12 protein-coding genes are annotated in these 15,636 nt (G+C 60.6%); 11 read left to right on the top strand and 1 reads right to left on the bottom strand.

Annotation, left to right across the window (positions count from 1 at the left end; all coding sequences use genetic code 11):
• Positions 1 to 263: 263 nt before the first annotated feature.
• The 6 genes from AC5I5B_RS09215 (at position 264) to AC5I5B_RS09190 (ending at position 9,144) form a co-directional block, all read left to right on the top strand.
• Positions 264 to 1,454: an efflux RND transporter periplasmic adaptor subunit gene (locus AC5I5B_RS09215; protein ID WP_003506580.1), complete on the top strand. Its 1,191-nt coding sequence runs from the start codon at positions 264 to 266 to the stop codon at positions 1,452 to 1,454.
• A gap of 11 nt (positions 1,455 to 1,465) precedes the next feature.
• Complete coding sequence (locus tag AC5I5B_RS09210; RefSeq protein ID WP_080864945.1) at positions 1,466 to 4,600, top strand: multidrug efflux RND transporter permease subunit; 3,135 nt, start codon at positions 1,466 to 1,468, stop codon at positions 4,598 to 4,600.
• 118 nt (positions 4,601 to 4,718) lie between these two features.
• Positions 4,719 to 5,342, top strand: a complete 624-nt coding sequence (locus AC5I5B_RS09205) for a TetR family transcriptional regulator (RefSeq protein ID WP_031234023.1) — start codon at positions 4,719 to 4,721, stop codon at positions 5,340 to 5,342.
• A 201-nt stretch (positions 5,343 to 5,543) separates the two neighbouring features.
• Complete coding sequence (locus AC5I5B_RS09200; RefSeq protein ID WP_080864946.1) at positions 5,544 to 7,067, top strand: sugar ABC transporter ATP-binding protein; 1,524 nt, start codon at positions 5,544 to 5,546, stop codon at positions 7,065 to 7,067.
• 49 nt (positions 7,068 to 7,116) lie between these two features.
• Entirely contained in the window at positions 7,117 to 8,118 is a 1,002-nt protein-coding gene (locus tag AC5I5B_RS09195) for an ABC transporter permease (protein WP_112958643.1), read from the top strand.
• 72 nt (positions 8,119 to 8,190) lie between these two features.
• A complete protein-coding gene (locus AC5I5B_RS09190) occupies positions 8,191 to 9,144 on the top strand; it encodes a substrate-binding domain-containing protein (protein ID WP_020011756.1) in 954 nt (317 codons plus the stop codon).
• Between the two features lie 56 nt (positions 9,145 to 9,200).
• On the opposite strand, the gene AC5I5B_RS09185 is transcribed toward AC5I5B_RS09190, so the two are convergent.
• Entirely contained in the window at positions 9,201 to 10,094 is an 894-nt protein-coding gene (locus AC5I5B_RS09185) for a LysR family transcriptional regulator (protein WP_003506591.1), read from the bottom strand.
• A gap of 537 nt (positions 10,095 to 10,631) precedes the next feature.
• Here AC5I5B_RS09185 and odc2 point away from each other — a divergent pair.
• The 5 genes from odc2 to AC5I5B_RS09160 all read left to right on the top strand — a co-directional run bounded on the left by odc2 (position 10,632) and on the right by AC5I5B_RS09160 (position 15,464).
• Positions 10,632 to 11,765, top strand: a complete 1,134-nt coding sequence (gene odc2, locus AC5I5B_RS09180) for an ornithine/lysine decarboxylase (protein ID WP_003506594.1) — start codon at positions 10,632 to 10,634, stop codon at positions 11,763 to 11,765.
• Between the two features lie 193 nt (positions 11,766 to 11,958).
• On the top strand, positions 11,959 to 12,528 hold the full coding sequence (locus AC5I5B_RS09175; RefSeq protein WP_003506595.1) for a GNAT family N-acetyltransferase: 570 nt from the start codon (positions 11,959 to 11,961) through the stop codon (positions 12,526 to 12,528).
• A 145-nt stretch (positions 12,529 to 12,673) separates the two neighbouring features.
• A complete protein-coding gene (locus AC5I5B_RS09170; RefSeq protein WP_020813368.1) occupies positions 12,674 to 13,075 on the top strand; it encodes a MarR family winged helix-turn-helix transcriptional regulator in 402 nt (133 codons plus the stop codon).
• 87 nt (positions 13,076 to 13,162) lie between these two features.
• Positions 13,163 to 14,458, top strand: a complete 1,296-nt coding sequence (locus AC5I5B_RS09165) for an MFS transporter (RefSeq protein WP_112958644.1) — start codon at positions 13,163 to 13,165, stop codon at positions 14,456 to 14,458.
• Between the two features lie 307 nt (positions 14,459 to 14,765).
• Positions 14,766 to 15,464, top strand: a complete 699-nt coding sequence (locus tag AC5I5B_RS09160; protein WP_080866755.1) for an OmpW/AlkL family protein — start codon at positions 14,766 to 14,768, stop codon at positions 15,462 to 15,464.
• Positions 15,465 to 15,636: the final 172 nt, after the last annotated feature.

The following is a 15,636-nucleotide window of genomic DNA, read 5'->3' as shown; positions in this document are numbered from 1 at the left end:
GGCACATTGCCGTCCCGTTTGCGCCATTTCCGTTTGATGCTCTGGCGATATGGCCACGCGCAGGTTCACTGCCGCCACAGGCGCTTCCCGCAAGGGCGGCCCTCCTTCCCGATTTCTGCAATAGCCATTCCCGTTTCCAAACCGTCTCACGCCTTCACAAGCGCGTGAGACGGCTTTTGCACTGCAACAATTTCATTGCCAAATTTTACATACGTCTTAGTATGTATGTAAATGTGACCTTTTTTATGGATTCGGAGCGCAGTATGGCGAAGAGATTGAGGCAGATCGCGGCGGTGTTGTTGACAGGCATCGTTTTGGTCGGATGTAGCGATGAGCAGGCCTCAGCGCCCGGCGCGCCGCCGCCCGGTGCCGTGAAGATCGTGACGGTGAAGCAGGAAGAGCTTCCCATTACCAACGAATTGCCCGGGCGCATTGCGCCGACGCGGCTTGCCGAAGTGCGTCCGCGTGTCTCCGGCATCATCGTGGAGCGGGTGTTCGAACAGGGCTCGCTGGTGCAGGAAGGCGATGTTCTCTATCGGATCGATCCCGCGCCGTTTCAGGTGCGTGTCGACAGCGCCGAAGGCACGTTGCGCCGGGCGCAGGCCGCGCAGCTTCAGGCGCGGCAGACCGCCGACAGGCAGCAGCAGCTGCGCCGGTCCAATGTTGGTTCCCAGCAGGAATTCGACAATGCCATCGCCCAGCTGGCGCAGGCCGATGCCGAGGTAGCCGTGGCCGAAGCCGGCGTCGCGGAAGCGAAGCTCAATCTGCAATATGCCGATGTCAAAGCCCCGATCGGCGGCCGGATTGGTCGCGCACGTATTACCGAAGGCGCACTCGTCAGCGCCACCGGCTCGGAAAATCTGGCGACGATCCAGCAGCTTGATCCGATCTATGCCGACTTCACCCAGCCGGCCGCCGATCTCATCCGGCTGCGCAAGGCCCTGCAGGATGGCAAGCTGATGACCGGCCCGAACGAAGCCGAAGTCAACCTGCTGTTCGATGACGGCAGCCGCTACCCCGTTCCGGGCCGCCTGCTGTTTTCTGAAGCCGCGGTGGATGAAACCACCGGTCAGGTGACGCTGCGCGGTGAATTCCCGAACCCGAACGGCGATCTGCTGCCGGGCATGTATGTGCGCGTGCAGATCCAGCAGGGCATCCAGAAAGCCGCCTTCGCCGTGCCGCAGCAGGCGGTTCAGCGCGATGCCGGCGGTCAGGCCAGTGTGCTTGTCGTTAATGCCGAAGACACGGTCGAGCAGCGTCGCGTCAGCGTTGGCCGCTCCGTCGGCGATCGCTGGGTAATTTCCGAGGGCCTGAAGGATGGCGACCGCGTCGTGGCCGAAGGTTTCCAGAAGACCGCTCCGGGCGCGAAGGTGAAGCCGGAACCGTGGTCTGATGAGGCCGATGTCGCCACTGCCGCCGGCAGTGAGAGCGCGGCTCCCGCTGCGAAGCAATAAGGACCGATTTCATGGCACGTTTTTTCATCGATCGGCCCATTTTTGCCTGGGTCGTCGCCATCTTCATCATGCTCGCGGGCCTGCTTGCCATTCCCATGCTGCCGATTGCGCAATATCCGAATGTCGCCCCGCCGCAGATCTCCGTCTCGACCACCTATCCTGGCGCGTCGCCGGAGGATATTTACCAGAGCGTCACGCGTCCCATCGAAGAAGAGCTGAACGGTGTTCCCGGGCTGATCTACTTCGAATCGACGTCGGAATCCTCGGGTCGCATTTCCATCAACGTCACCTTTGCGCCGGGCTCCAATATTGGTGAAGCCCAGGTGGAGGTTCAAAACCGCATTGCGCGCGTTGAACCCCGCCTTCCTCAGGCAGTCACGCAGCAGGGTCTGCGTGTCGAGCAGGCAGGCACGTCGTTCCTGATGATGGTGGCGCTCACCTCCGTCGACGGCAACACAGATGCCATCGGTCTCGGCGATTATCTCAGCCGCAACGTGCTGGGTGAGTTGCGCCGCGTTCCCGGCGTCGGCAGCGCGCAATTGTTCGCTACCCAGCGCTCTATGCGCATCTGGATGGACCCGGACAAGATGCTGGGCCTCAGCCTGACATCGAACGACGTCATCAGCGCCATCCAGGCACAGAACTCGCAGGTTGCCGCCGGCCGCATCGGTGCATCGCCAAATCCCATCGGCCAGCAGATTTCCGCAACCGTCAACGTGCAGGGTCAGCTCACCTCGCCGGAAGAATTCGGTTCCATCGTGCTGCGCGCTAATCCGGACGGCTCATCCGTCCGGCTGCGCGACGTCGCGCGCGTGGAAGTGGGCGGCGAAAGCTATAACTTCTCGAGCCGCCTGAACGGCAAGCCGAGCGCTGCTATCGGCGTACAGCTTTCGCCCACCGGCAATGCGCTGCAGACCTCCGAGGGCGTTCGCGCCACGATGGAGGAGCTGTCGCGGTATTTCCCGCCGGGTCTGGAATACGAAATTCCCTATGACACCAGCCCCTTCGTCAAGATTTCGATCGAGAAGGTCATTCACACGCTGCTCGAGGCCATCATCCTCGTCTTCGTGGTGATGTTCGTTTTCCTGCAGAATATCCGCTACACGATCATTCCGACACTGGTGGTGCCCGTGGCGCTGCTCGGCACCTGCGCCATCATGTATGTCTCGGGTTTCTCTATCAACGTTCTGACCATGTTCGCCATGGTTCTCGCCATCGGCATTCTGGTGGATGACGCGATTGTCGTCGTTGAGAATGTCGAGCGCATCATGGCGGAAGAGCATCTGTCGCCCAAGGAGGCCACCCGCAAGGCGATGGGCCAGATTTCCGGCGCGATCATCGGCATCACGCTGGTGCTGACAGCCGTGTTCGTGCCCATGGCCTTCTTCCCGGGCGCCGTCGGCATCATCTACCAGCAGTTCAGCCTGACCATGGTGGTGTCGATCCTGTTCTCCGGCTTCCTCGCCCTGTCGCTCACGCCGGCGCTCTGCGCGTCGTTCCTGAAGCCCATCAAGGCCGGGCACCATGAGAAGAAAGGCTTCTTCGGCTGGTTCAACCGCGGCTTCGACAAGGCCTCGCACAAATATTCCTCGTCCGTCGGCAGCATCATCAAGCGTTCCGGACGCTTCATGGTCATCTATGCGGCGTTGCTGGTCGGCCTCGGCTGGGCGTATATGCAACTGCCGAGCTCGTTCCTTCCGAACGAAGATCAGGGCTACCTGATTGTTGACATTCAGGCGCCGGCGGAAGCCAGCAGTGATCGTACGCTGCAATCCATCCAGCAGATCGAAAAGATCTTCATGGAAGAGCCGGCGGTGGATCGTGTGATTGCGGTTTCGGGTTTCTCCTTCTCCGGCTCCGGCCAGAATGCCGGTCTGGCCTTCGCCACCTTGAAGGACTGGAGCGAACGCGGACCGAATGATTCCGCCGCCGCCATATCGGCGCGCGTCAATGCCAAGCTGTGGGGGCTTCCGGACGCCATGTCCTTCGCGCTGTCGCCGCCGCCAATCCAGGGCCTCGGCAATTCCAGCGGCTTCACCTTCCGCCTGCAGGATCGCGCGGGTGCGGGACAGGCTGCTCTCAGCGCTGCCGGTGCGCAACTGATGGCCGCTGCCCGTCAGAGCCCCATCCTTGCCGGCCTTCGCATTGAAGGTATGCCGGATGCGGCACAGGTCAACCTGATCATCGACCGTGAGAAAGCCAATACGTTCGGCGTCACCTTCAGCGATATCAACGCCACCATCTCGGCCAATATGGGCTCGTCCTACGTCAATGACTTCCCCAATGCCGGCCGCATGCAGCGCGTGACGGTGCAGGCGGAGCAGGGCCAGCGCATGAAGACGGAGGATCTCCTGAACCTCAACGTCCGCAATGCCAATGGCGGAATGGTGCCGGTGAGTTCGTTTGCCACGGTGGAATGGGTGCGCGGTCCCTCGCAGGTGGTCGGTTATAACGGCTATCCGGCTGTCCGTATCGGCGGCCAGTCCGCACCGGGCTATTCGTCCGGTGACGCCATTGCCGAAATGGAGCGTCTGGCGAGCGAATTGCCTGCTGGTTTCGGTTTCGAATGGACCGGTCAGTCGCTGCAGGAAATCCAGTCCGGTTCGCAGGCGCCGGCATTGATCGGGCTCAGCGTTCTCTTCGTCTTCCTGCTGCTCGCAGCACTTTACGAAAGCTGGTCCATTCCGCTCTCCGTGATGCTGGTGGTACCGCTTGGCGTCATCGGCTCGGTGGCGGCTGTCATGCTGCGCGGCATGCCGAACGACGTCTACTTCCTGGTGGGCCTCGTCGCCATCATCGGCCTGTCCGCAAAGAACGCGATCCTGATCATCGAATTCGCGAAGGATTTGCGGGCGGAAGGAAAATCCACCTATGATGCGACGGTGGAGGCGGCGCACTTGCGCTTCCGGCCGATCCTGATGACGTCGCTTGCCTTCTCGCTCGGCGTGCTGCCAATGGCGATCGCCTCCGGTGCGAGTGCGGCGAGCCAGAATGCCATCGGCACCGGCGTTCTGGGTGGCATGATCTCGGCGACGATCCTCGCGATCTTCTTCGTCCCCGTCTTCTTCGTCTTTGTCATGAAGATTTTCGGGGATCGGAAGAAGGAGAAAGAGATTGCTGCTGACGCCGTATCGCCGGCGGAATAAAACGTGTGTGAAGGCCGGGCCAAAAGTCATGTGAATGCGTTCATCTGATTGACAGCCCGGCACTGCAAAGAAGGCACGGTGCGAAAGCGCCGTGCCGCGATTGGAAGGAGACATGAGCATGCGCCGAACCAAGGCCGAGGCAGAAGAGACGCGTCAGGCGATCCTTGCCGCTGCCGAGCGGGTGTTCTTCAAAAAGGGTGTTGCCAACAGCTCTCTCGATGAGGTGGCGGCTGCCGCCGGCGTCACGCGCGGAGCGATCTACTGGCATTTTTCCAGCAAGAGCGATCTCTTTATCGGCCTCTATCAATCGGTGTCCCTGCCGGAATCGGATCTGCTCGATTTCGGCGACCCCGACCTCAAGGGGCTGGCTCTGCTGGCCAAGATCGAGGAAGCGGCCTGCAAGTGGCTGACGCTTCTTTCAAAAGATGAGCAACGCCAGCGCATCATGACCATCAGCCTGCGCACCAATTACTCGGATGAGTTCGCCCCGGTGCTGCACGCGCAGGAGGAACTAGACCGGTATCACAAGGATCGGCTCGAGGGCGCTTTCGCGCGGGCGCAGGCGGAAGGTGCATTCAACGACAACTGGACGGCGGACTCTGCGCTCGACGCGCTCTACTGGCTGCTGAAAGGCATGTGCTCCGACTGGCTGCTGTTCGGCAAGCGTTTCGATCTGGCCAAGGAGGGCGCCGAAGCCGTGCACCGTCTGATGAAGGGTTTCCAGCGCTCCTCCGCATCCTGACAGGACTTTCACGACCTTCTGGCTTGCGGTTCATACGGTCAAATTTGAGTGTATTCTAAAACACCAGCGAAAATTGCTTTACGTACCTCAAAACGGACGCTAGCTTCTTCTTCGAGCTTTGGGAGGAGTTCGTAGATGGTCATTTCAAATAAAATTAAGGGGCAAGCGCCGTCCGTTCCTGCGGGACACCGGTGACGGCACATGGCTTTTGCTGACGAATCTCCAGACCATGCCCTTATCCGGACGGTTGGGCTGTCGAAGTCTTTCGGGCCGGTACAGGTTTTGAAAGATATCGAGATCGCGGTGCGTGCCGGTGAGGTCCACGCGATCATAGGCGAGAACGGCGCCGGCAAGTCGACGCTGATGAAGCTTCTGGCCGGCAATGAAAAGCCGTCGGGCGGGGAAATCCGCATCGATGGCGAAGCCGTGGCGCTGAGCGGCCCTGTGGATGCTGAACATCGCGGCATTGTTCTCGTGCATCAGGAAATATTGCTGGCGCCCGATTTGACGGTGGCGCAGAACATCTATCTCGGCCGCGAAGTACGCAGGGGCGCCATGGTGGACGACCGCGCCATGCGCGCCGGCGCCCGCAAGGCGATCGCCGATCTTGGCGGTACGATCGATCCGGACGCCATTGTCGGCAGCCTGTCGATTGCCCAGCGGCAGCTGGTGCAGATCGCCCGCGTTCTGCTTGTGCCGCATCGCGTGGTCATTTTCGATGAGCCGACGGCGAGCCTTACGCCCATCGAAACGGATGCACTGCTGAATGTCATCAGGGACATCCGGGCAAAGGGCGTGGCCGTGCTTTACATTTCGCATCGTCTGCCGGAAGTGAAGGAGATTGCCGACCGGGTGACGGTTCTGCGTGACGGCAAGCTGATCGCCTCCCATCCGGCATCGGCGCTGGAGCCTGCCGATATGGCGCGGCTCATGGTGGGGCGCGACGTAGCCAAGCTTTATCCGGACCGCGCCGCCGGCGGCGAGCACGAGCCGGTTCTGCAGGTGGAGCATTTTACCGTTCCGGGTTATGCAGAGGATGCCGGTTTCAGCCTGCGCAGGGGCGAAATTCTCGGTTTTGCCGGTCTCGTTGGCGCCGGCAGAACGGAACTCATGGAAGGAATACTCGGCCTGCGCGCCGGTCGGGGAACCGTGCGGCATCACGGCAGGCCGGTGCATTTCGCAAAGGCGGAAGACAGCCTGAAGGCCGGCATCGTTTATCTGAGCGAGGACCGCAAGGGCAAGGGGCTGCTGCTTGGCAAGGATCTGCGGATCAACCTGACACTGGCCTCGCTCAGGAAATTCAGCCGGATGTTCCAGATCGACACGCGGCGCGAAACGGCGGCGCTCGATGATGCGGTGCGCGACTTCGATATTCGCACTGGCCGCAAGGATTTGCTTGCGGGCCAGCTCTCCGGCGGCAACCAGCAGAAGCTGCTGCTCGCCAAGATGATGCTGCTCGATCCCTCCATCGTCATCATCGACGAACCGACACGGGGCATCGACATCGGCACCAAGGAGCAGATTTACCGCTTTATCGCCAAGCTCGCGGATGAGGGGCGCTCGATCATCGTTGTTTCCTCGGAAATGCCGGAGCTGATCGGCATCTGCGATCGTATTCTTGTGATGCGTTCGGGCCGGATCGTCGGTGAGGTGACAGGTGAGCGCATGACCGAAAACGACATCGTGGCGCTGGCGACGGGCGTTCATACGCAGGAACCTGCCTGAGCGCCCGTGTCGCGGGAAATATGGCCTGATAAAGAAACTGAGGGAAAACATGACTGAGGCCGCATTTGATAACGGCAAAACGCCGAAGACCTCGAAGGACTGGGACCTGCGAGCGGTTGCGCCTTTCGTGGCGCTGGCCCTGCTGCTGGTTCTCGGCACCATCGCCAATCCCAATTTCATCGGCATCGATAATCTGTTGAATGTCGTCACCCGCAGCGCCTTCATCGCCATCATCGCGCTCGGGGCCACCTATGTCATCACGTCAGGCGGGCTTGATCTGTCGGTCGGCGCCATGGTCGCATTTGTCGCCAGCCTGATGATCCTGTTCATGAATAGCGCCTTCATCGCCAGTCCGCTTTTGATGCTGCTTACCGCCATGGCGCTGGCGCTCGCCATCGGGGCTGCCTGCGGGCTGACAAACGGCCTCATCACTACCATCGGCCGCATCGAACCTTTCATCGCCACGCTCGGCACCATGGGCATTTATCGCGGCTTGACCACGTGGCTGTCGCAGGGCGGCGCGATCACGCTGCGCAACCCGGAAATCCAGACGCTTTATCGCCCGGTCTATTTCGGTAATGTCTTTGGTGTGCCGGTGCCTGTCATCGTCATCTTCGTCACCGCCGCAATAGCCGCCTTCGTGCTTTATCGCACCCGCTATGGCCGGCATCTCACGGCCGTCGGCTCCAGTGAGGATGTGGCGCGTTACTCCGGCATTTCGGTCGCACGGGTGCGCACCATCGCTTATGTGGTGCAGGGGCTCTGCGTCGCCGTTGCGGTGCTGCTTTATGTGCCGCGTCTTGCCTCCACCTCGGCCACGACAGGCATGTTGTGGGAGCTGCAGGCGATCACCGCCGTCGTCGTCGGCGGCACGGCGCTGAGAGGCGGGGTAGGGCGCATCTGGGGTACAATCTGCGGCGCCTTCATTCTGGAGATCGTCGGCAACATCATGATCCTGTCGAACTTCGTCAGCGAATATCTGATCGGCGCCATTCAGGGCGCGATCATCATCATCGCCATGCTGGTGCAGCGCTCGCTCAGCCGCAGGTGACGTATCACGCCGCGCCATGTGGGGCAGGCGCGGTTGAAGGAGGAACGCCCCGGTCTTGGGAGGAAAGAGACTATGCGTAGTAAATTCATCGGCGTGGCCTTTGCCGCGCTGGCCACGGTGCTTGCGGGTTCAGTACACGCACAGGACAAGAAGGTCACCATCGGCGTGTCCATTCCGGCGGCCGACCATGGCTGGACGGCAGGCGTCGTCTATCATGCCGAGCGTGTGGCGAAGCTGTTGATGCAGGAGCATCCGGGGCTCAACATCATCGTCAAGACGTCGCCGGATGCCGCCAATCAGGCGAATGCGCTTCAGGACCTTGCCGTGCAGGGGCTCGATGCACTTGTCGTGCTGCCGTCCGATCCGGATCCGCTCGTCAACGCCATCAAGGAGATCAAGGACAAGGGCACCTTCGTCGCGCTCGTCGACCGCGCGCCGAGCGTCAACGACAATTCGATCCGCGATCTCTACGTTGCCGGCAACAACCCCGCGCTTGGCCAGGTGGCCGGCGAATACATCAAGAAGACGACGCCGGATGCCGAAGTCGTGGTCATTCGCGGCCTGCCGATCCCGATCGACCAGCAGCGCCAGGATGGTTTCGACAAGGGTATTGCCGGTTCCAGCGTCAAGGTTCTCGACCGCCAGTACGGCAACTGGAACCGCGACGACGCCTTCCGCGTGATGCAGGACTATCTGACCAAATACAAGAAGATCGACGTGGTCTGGTGTCAGGACGACGACATGGCGATCGGCGTGCTGGAGGCTATCCAGCAGGCGAAACGTACCGATATCAAGTATATCGTTGCGGGCGCCGGTTCCAAGGACATGATCAAGAAGGTCATGGACGGCGACAAGCTGGTCCCGGTCGACGTGCTCTATCCGCCCGCAATGGTGGCGACAGCCATGCAGCTGACGGCCGGGCATTTCTACGATCAGGTGCCGGTCGCGGGTGAGTATATCCTCGATGCGACCCTGATCACCAAGGACAATGCCGAGCAGTTCTACTTCCCGGATTCGCCGTTCTGATCTGATTTTCAGCTAACATCTACGCCCGCCGCAAGGCGGGCGTTTCATTTGGTGGCTTACCCGTTCTTCCTGAACCACGCCGAGAGATAATCGACAAAGCTGCGCACCTTGGCGGGCAGGTAGCGGCGATGCGGATAGACCGCATAAATGCCCCTGTCCTTGGAAATATAATCGTCGAACAGCGTCACCAGCTCACCGGACTGGATGTAGGGTCTGGCGATGAAATCCGGCACCAAGGCGATGCCGAGACCAGCGCGCGCCGCGCGCAACGTCGCCTGCGGGCTGTTGACCTCGATCGGCCCACTGATGGTGACCGAATTCGAGCCGCCATCCGGCTCCAGATACCGCACTGTATTATGAAAACGCGTATTGGTGTCGATGATGAAAGGCACGCGGGAGAAATCCTGCGGGCCGTCTAGCGGCCCGTGTTGCGCCACGAAATCCGCCGTCGCCACCGCATAGACCCGGAAATCGGAAAGCTTGCGGGCGATCAGACCCGAATCTTCCAGTCGGGTGATTCGAACCGCGAGATCGAAACCTTCCTCGATCAGGTCGACGAATCGGTCTTCCGCAACGATTTCCAGCGACAGTTCCGGATTTTCCTTGGCAAAATCGATCAGGCTCTGGCCGACATCGGCATCGATGAAGGTGCGGGGAACGGAAATTTTGAGCTTCCCCTTCAGATCGGCATTCTTTTCACGCACCAGATCGGCGAGGTTATCGATCTCCTTCAGAATATCGGAAGCGGTGCGGTAATAGGTATGACCGGCTTCCGTCAGCGAGAACTGCCGGGTGGTGCGGTTGAGGAGCAGTGCGCCGAGATCATCTTCCAGTTCCCGCACATATTTGGACAGAAGCGCCTTGGAGCGCCCGGTCTTGCGCGCCGCGGCGGAAAACCCCTCAGCTTCGACAACATCGATAAAGGCGCGGATGCGGGTCAGCGTGTCCATGAAAATCCTCCGGTTCGTTCCATATAATTGAACGTGCGCAAGTCACTGTTCAACCCTTAATTCACTGCTGAAAAAATCCGCTCTTTGGTGAAAAATTCCTCTTGATTATGACTGCGAATATTCTTATCTCCCGTGCTGCCCAAAGTCGCACGTGCCCATGTGTGTCCGCCGAGTCCTCGATGTGGTGAGGATTTAGGTAAGGTACCTGGAACTAACCCCTCCAGTCGCTATTCCGGCCAACCGGGAAATGCGAGGACATATGAAGCAACGACGGTGCGGGCCTTTCTGGTTCTCTGCCGGCTTTCCATCAGCCGGGGTACTGAAGAGGCACACCATCATTGCCTGAAGTGCGGTCGGGTCATTCCCTCCAATCGATGGCAGACAAAGCCGAATGATGCTCTGGCAGGGCGTCGTTCACATTCGCGCCTTGAGCGTATGCTATCGAGTCTGCGCCTCCACCGGCTGATTCGTATGCATATCTCGAGCGTCCTTTGTCCTTCGGATTTTTCCGAAGTCGGTTTAACAGGGAATATATCGATGACGACTGCACGCATTCTCGACTTCATCAAGACCCGACGTCCCGAAGGCCCTTGCCTCGTGGTTGATCTCGACGTCGTGCGCGACAATTTCAACGCTTTCCGGCACTCCCTGCCGAACAGCGCCATCTATTACGCCGTCAAGGCAAACCCGGCTCCCGAAATCCTGAAGCTGCTCGCTTCGCTCGGCTCCAACTTCGATTGCGCCTCCGTGGCTGAAATCCAGATGGCGCTTGATGCGGGTGCGACTTCCGACCGTATCTCCTTCGGCAACACCATCAAGAAGGAACGCGATGTTGCACGCGCTCATGCGCTCGGCATCGATCTCTTCGCCGTTGATAGCCACGAGGAAGTCGAGAAGGTTGCCCGTGCCGCTCCCGGCGCACGCGTGTTCTGCCGCGTGCTGACGGATGGCGAAGGCGCCGAATGGCCGCTGTCGCGTAAGTTCGGCTGCGTGCCGCAGATGGCTGTCGACGTTCTGGTCTATGCACATCAGCTCGGCCTCGAATCTTACGGCGTTTCCTTCCATGTCGGTTCGCAGATGATGAATCTCGACGCATGGGATGCGGCGCTGGCCGATGCCAAGCGCGTCTTCGCTTCGCTTGCCAAGCAGGGCATCCACCTGCAGATGGTCAACATGGGCGGTGGTTTCCCGACCAAGTACCTGCGCGACGTTCCGGCTGCCGAAGAATACGGCCAGGCGATCGACACGGCGCTGCGCAAGCACTTCGGCAACCAGATCCCGAAGACGATCATCGAGCCGGGCCGCGGCATGGTCGGCAATGCCGGCGTCATCAAGGCGGAAGTTGTTCTCGTGTCGCGCAAGTCCGACAACGACAACCACCGCTGGGTGTTCCTCGACATCGGCAAGTTCGGCGGTCTCGCCGAGACGATGGATGAGGCTATCCGTTACCCGATCCGCACCGAGCGCGACCAGGACGAGATGGAGCCCTGCGTTCTGGCCGGCCCGACCTGCGACAGCGCCGATGTGCTGTATGAAAAGAACATGTACCCGCTGCCGGTCTCGCTGACCATCGGCGACGAAGTTCTGATCGAAGGCACAGGCGCCTATACGACGACCTATTCGGCCGTTGCCTTTAATGGCTTCGAGCCGCTGAAGGCTTACATCATCTGATCCGAACGCCGTCCGCTGAGCAGGGCGGCGTCTCGACCAAGCTTCCGTTCCGGCTTTGCCGATTGTGCTGATGCGCAAATCCCTGCTTGCTGCACCTCTTCCAGCCGAGGAAAGCGTGTCGGCGGGCCGGAACGGCTCCACCATTTTTTTATCAAGGGCCGCGTGTGGGCGGTAGTGTGACGGGAGGCCAAGGATGGCCGCTCTTTTGAATTCGGTACGGGCATTTTTCACACCGCAGACGTTTCATGTCGATCAGGAAAATCCGGGCGATGTCGTCGCCCGTGAGAACCTGCTGGACCGCGCCATGGGCGCCGGCCGCCGCCGCAAGTCTTCCGAGAAGCTGCGCGCCGGTCGCGTTCCGGCCGAAGGTCTGGCACTCGTCGCCCGCGATGAGGATGGCCATGTCATCGGCACGGTGCGCCTGTGGAATGTCGAGGCCGGTATCTCCCGCGAAGGTCGCGCCGTCGAAGCGCTGCTGCTCGGCCCGCTGGCTGTCGATGCCGCCCATGAGGGCAAGGGCATCGGCTCGGCGCTGATGCGTGCCGCCATTGGCGAAGCCACCAAGCGCGGCCACGGCGCCGTTCTTCTGGTTGGCGACGCCCCTTATTACGAACGTTTCGGCTTCTTCGCCGACAAGGCCCAGCATCTCATCATGCCCGGCCCGTTCGAGCGCAGCCGTTTCCTGGCGCTGGAACTGAAAGCAGGCTGGCTGGAAGGCGCTGCCGGTCTGCTGGTGGCAAGCGGCCGCAGGCTCTCTGCCTGAACGAACCTCGCTGCTGATATCAAACCCCGACCCAAAGCCGGGGTTTATTGTTTCTGCTATATGGCCAAGGGAGGTGGCCGTTGCCCGCCGATAATTCCCGAGCACCTCTTGCGCGCAAAAATTTACGGGTATACACCCGAGACAAATGCCAAACGATAGTTGCCACTGCATCCTGTTGCGCAAAGCATCCCGTAAGGTCTCGTCCTATTATGACGAGGCCCTGGCGCCGCTTGGCGTCAATATCGGTCAGTTCAGCCTGCTGCGGAACATCAACCGCACCGCGCCCGTCTCGCTAACCGATCTGGCCGCGCGGGTGGAACTGGATCGCTCCACCGTTGGCCGCAATGCCAAGGTGCTGGCTCGTATGGGTCTGGTGGCCATCGGCCATGGCGAGGATCAGCGGGAAGCGATGCTGACGGTGACGACGGAAGGACACGCGATCCTGAAGGCGGGTGCGCCGCTCTGGGATGGGGTACAGGATGAAATCGAGGCCCGGCTTGGGCCCGAAAAGACAGCACAATTGCAGGAACTGCTCGCAGCCCTGTAATTTTTGGGGATATGCGGGTATCTGCCCGCAATATAGGGTATATACCCGTAAAATATCGGCCACGGCCGCTGGAAAGGGAATTTGAACATGCTCTCCACACGCCTCGCCAGCTGGATGGCCGGCAGAAATCTGCATTATGGCTGGCTCGTTGCCGCAACCACCTTTCTGACCATGCTGGCCACCGCCGGTGCGATGGGATCTGCAGGGGTGATGATCCAGCCGCTGCATCAGGAATTCGGCTGGGATATTGCCGATATTTCCTCGGCAATGGCCGTCAGGCTGGTGCTTTTTGGCCTGCTTGGACCTTTTGCCGCCGCCTTCATGAATCATTTCGGCGTCCGGCAGGTGGTGTCCACTGCGCTTGCCCTGATCATGGGCGGCATCGTCGCCTCCTTCTTCATGACCGAGGTATGGCAATTGCTGCTGCTCTGGGGCGTGGTGATCGGTGTCGGCACCGGCATGACCGCCCTGGTATTGGGCGCCACCGTGGCGGCTCGCTGGTTTTCCAAGCGTCGCGGATTGGTGATCGGCCTCATGACGGCGAGCAACGCCACCGGCCAGCTGGTCTTTCTGCCGCTGCTGGCGGCGCTGACGGAAGCCTATGGCTGGCGAACCGCCCTTACCCTGTCCGTGGCGGTAATTGCCACGGCCATGGTTCTCGTCCTGCTTTTGATGCGCGACCATCCTGCCGATGTCGGCCTGCCGGCCTATGGCGAGACCGTGGTGGCAAAGCCGGTCAAGCAGGATCACAATCTTCTCGCCACATTGCTATCGCCGCTGGTGACGCTGAAGAGCGTATCGGCCAACCCGGTCTTCTGGGTGCTTTTCGGCACATTTTTTGTCTGCGGGCTTTCGACCAACGGTCTTATCCAGACACACTGGATTTCAATCTGCGGTGATTTCGGCATGGCAGCGGTGACAGCGGCGGGCACACTGGCGGTAATCGGCATCTTCGATTTCTTCGGCACGATCTTCGCCGGCTGGCTTTCCGACCGGTTCGACAATCGCTTCCTGCTGTTCTGGTTCTACGGTCTGCGCGGCCTGTCGCTGCTCTATCTCTCATTCTCGGGGTTCAGCTTCGTGGAACTTTCTGTCTTTGCCGTCTTCTACGGGCTGGACTGGGTGGCGACCGTACCGCCGACGGTGAAACTTGCCGCCGAGAATTTCGGTCGCGAAAAGGCCGGTCTCGTTTTCGGCTGGGTCTTTGCCGGCCACCAGCTGGGAGCCGCCACCGCCGCCTTTGGCGCCGGTTTCTTCAAGAGCGACTTCGACACCTATATGCCCGCGCTGCAGATTGCCGGTCTGATGTGCATGATCGCGGCCGTCTCGGTTCTGCTTCTGCGCAAGCCCGGTTCCGCGCACCTCACGCCCCAGACCGCGTGAGAAAGGTGATGCACTGAAAAAGGCCTGTTGATGCAGGCCTTTTTGTATTTCCCAGAATATGTGCCGGGCGCGCAGTGTACCGCTCCTAGACCGCGAACGTATCTGTTGCGAAATTATCACAATGCGCGCCGGTTCTCAGTTCCTTTGCGCGATCCGTATCCCGGTTTGATCCATCTCAATCGGCCTGCCTTTCCCGTCGTCATAGTGGCTCCCAAGCGGTTGCGGCAGGCGACGATTCGCCAGGCCCGCCGTCATCAGCCGGTTTCCGGGGACTTGCCCGGCTGCGGTGCGCTATAGGAGAGATGGAATGACGAACAGAAACAGAAAAACCGCTTTGCTTGCCAGTGTCATGGCTGGTGTTGCGGCCACGCTGATATCCGCCAATGCCATGGCGGCCGATCTGGCCCCGGCAGCGCCGGCGCCCACCGCCGAAGAGGCGATTGCCGCGGCAAGCCCGTGGATGCTGCGCGTGCGCGGCCTCGGCGTCATCACCAATGACAGCGGCAGCGTCGACGGTGTGCCGGGCGCGGACCTGTCCTATTCGGATACGGTGATCCCGGAACTCGACATCAGCTATTTCTTCACCCCGAATATCGCCGCCGAGCTTATTCTTGGCACCACCTACGCCAAGATCAACGGCGAGGGCGTGCTCGCCGGAACGCCAGTGGGCAAGACATGGCTGCTGCCGCCGACGCTGACGCTGCAATATCACTTCACCGATTTCGGCGCCTTCAAGCCCTATATCGGCGCGGGTGTGAACTATTCGATGTTCTACAACCAGTCCGAAAAGCCGGGTTTCAGCAATCTGGACGTCAAGAACAAGTTCGGCGCGGCCGTGCAGGTCGGTTTCGACTATATGCTGGACGAGCATTGGGGCGTGAACTTCGATGTGAAGAAGATCTTCCTGAAGACCGACTGGACCGCCGAACTGGGTGGCACGCCGATCAGCGGCAAGGCGAAGCTCGATCCCTGGCTTATCGGTGCGGGTATCACCTACCGTTTCTGATCAAGGGATCGGTTGAGCGCCGCCTTTGACGGGCGGCGCTTTCTGAGATATAGGGACGGCCACGGGCAAGGAGCCCCGGCCGTCCGCAGGCGTTTACGCCCCTGGTGAAGCTCTTCCTTTAATAACGGTCATCCCATGTTTTGCATGTCGTCGATGGCAACGCGGACCCCCT

Source organism: Agrobacterium sp., assembly GCF_059499945.1.
Note: the sequence above shows the minus strand (reverse complement) of the source record. Positions and strands in the feature narration are given on the sequence as shown.

What these genes read in the sequence shown, in the direction of transcription:
- AC5I5B_RS09215 (WP_003506580.1), top strand. Translation starts at nt 264, where the DNA reads ATGGCGAAGAGATTGAGGCAGATCGCGGCGGTGTTGTTGACAGGCATC.
- AC5I5B_RS09210 (WP_080864945.1), top strand. Translation starts at nt 1,466, where the DNA reads ATGGCACGTTTTTTCATCGATCGGCCCATTTTTGCCTGGGTCGTCGCC.
- AC5I5B_RS09205 (WP_031234023.1), top strand. Translation starts at nt 4,719, where the DNA reads ATGCGCCGAACCAAGGCCGAGGCAGAAGAGACGCGTCAGGCGATCCTT.
- AC5I5B_RS09200 (WP_080864946.1), top strand. Translation starts at nt 5,544, where the DNA reads ATGGCTTTTGCTGACGAATCTCCAGACCATGCCCTTATCCGGACGGTT.
- AC5I5B_RS09195 (WP_112958643.1), top strand. Translation starts at nt 7,117, where the DNA reads ATGACTGAGGCCGCATTTGATAACGGCAAAACGCCGAAGACCTCGAAG.
- AC5I5B_RS09190 (WP_020011756.1), top strand. Translation starts at nt 8,191, where the DNA reads ATGCGTAGTAAATTCATCGGCGTGGCCTTTGCCGCGCTGGCCACGGTG.
- AC5I5B_RS09185 (WP_003506591.1), bottom strand. Translation starts at nt 10,094, where the DNA reads ATGGACACGCTGACCCGCATCCGCGCCTTTATCGATGTTGTCGAAGCT.
- odc2 (WP_003506594.1), top strand. Translation starts at nt 10,632, where the DNA reads ATGACGACTGCACGCATTCTCGACTTCATCAAGACCCGACGTCCCGAA.
- AC5I5B_RS09175 (WP_003506595.1), top strand. Translation starts at nt 11,959, where the DNA reads ATGGCCGCTCTTTTGAATTCGGTACGGGCATTTTTCACACCGCAGACG.
- AC5I5B_RS09170 (WP_020813368.1), top strand. Translation starts at nt 12,674, where the DNA reads ATGCCAAACGATAGTTGCCACTGCATCCTGTTGCGCAAAGCATCCCGT.
- AC5I5B_RS09165 (WP_112958644.1), top strand. Translation starts at nt 13,163, where the DNA reads ATGCTCTCCACACGCCTCGCCAGCTGGATGGCCGGCAGAAATCTGCAT.
- AC5I5B_RS09160 (WP_080866755.1), top strand. Translation starts at nt 14,766, where the DNA reads ATGACGAACAGAAACAGAAAAACCGCTTTGCTTGCCAGTGTCATGGCT.